Origin of the sequence: Spirillospora albida, assembly GCF_000718255.1 — a bacterium.
GTDB classification, from domain to species: Bacteria; Actinomycetota; Actinomycetes; order Streptosporangiales; family Streptosporangiaceae; genus Spirillospora; species Spirillospora albida.
Map to the genome: position 1 here is coordinate 1 of NZ_JOFJ01000052.1, position 1294 is coordinate 1294.

1 protein-coding gene is annotated in these 1294 nt (G+C 63.3%); it reads left to right on the forward strand.

Annotated elements, in window-relative coordinates; all coding sequences use genetic code 11:
• Nucleotides 1-66 precede the first annotated feature (66 nt).
• Nucleotides 67-1241, forward strand: a protein-coding gene (locus tag IE99_RS0128455; protein WP_157610547.1) for an IS3 family transposase whose coding sequence is annotated in 2 segments (ribosomal slippage) — nt 67-337 and nt 337-1241 — 1176 coding nt in all. Because the reading frame shifts where the segments join, the coding sequence is not laid out codon by codon here.
• Nucleotides 1242-1294 lie beyond the last annotated feature (53 nt).

Consider the following 1294-nt stretch of genomic DNA (forward strand, 5'->3'; position numbering starts at 1 on the left):
TGAGGCGCCCCGGATCTTCCGGACAGGTCCCCAACTAGGGTTGGGGAGAACCGGAAGGGAAGGTCGTTGGCACGACAGAGGCGGCATTTCACCCAGGAGCACAAGGACGAGATCGTCCGCATGGTCCTGGACGGCCCACGCCCCATCGCCCATGTAGCCCGTGAGGTCGGGATCCACGACACCACCTTGGGCAATTGGGTTAAGGAGTACCGCCGAAGGCACGGCGGGGACCCGTCCGCCACATCGGCCGGCGAGCCGAAGAGCCCCCGGGAACGGGAACTCGAACGCGAGGTCCGCAAGCTTCGCGAAGAGAACGAGTTCCTGAAAAAAGCCGCGGCCTTCTTCGCGAAGGATCACCGGTGAGCGCCAAGTACGAGCTCATCGACGCGGAGAAGGCCAACCACGCCATCATTGACATGTGCACCTGGCTGCACGTGTCCCGGTCCGGCTTCTATGACTGGCGGACTCGTCCGTTGTCGGCGACCGCCGAACGCCGGGAACGCCTCAAGCTGATGATCGAGGCGGTGTTCGAGGCCAACCACGAGACCTACGGCTATCGGCGCGTCCACGCGGTGCTGGCGCGCTCGGGTGAGGAGGTCTCGCCGGAGCTGGTGCGGCAGTTGATGCGCGAGCTGGGGCTTGTGCCGGTGCAGCCGCGGCCGTGGCGGCCGGTCACCACCCAGGCCGGCGAGCCCGGTACGATCCCCGACCTGGTCAACCGGGTCTTCACAGCCGAGCGTCCAGGCACCAGGCTGGTCGGTGATATTACATACATTCCGACCTGGGAAGGCTTTCTGTATTTGGCGACCGTGATCGATTGTCATTCAAAGATGGTGGTCGGCTGGGCGATGGCCGATCACTTCAAGACCTCGCTCATAACGGCTGCTCTGGACTCGGCGGTCGGGAACATCCACATCGAGGAGGGCTGCATCTTCCATAGCGATCGCGGGTCGAACTATACGAGCGATGAGTTCGGCCGGCACCTGCGCCGCTACGGCATGCGCAGGTCAGTTGGAAGAACCGGGGTGTGCTGGGACAACGCGATGGCGGAATCGTTCTTCGGCGCGTTGAAGAACGAGTGGCTAAACCGTATGGTATTTGCCACACGCAGCAAAGCACGCCGCGCGGTTGTGCAGTACATCGAGGGCTTCTATAATCGACGCAGGCTTCATTCCGCGAACGGGTACCGGACCCCTCTTGAGGTCCACACCGAGTACCTGGACCGGCAGCAAGCAGCGTAGATCTGCCCGCAGATCACCATCAGTCAGCTGTCCGGAAAGCGCGGGGCCCCTCA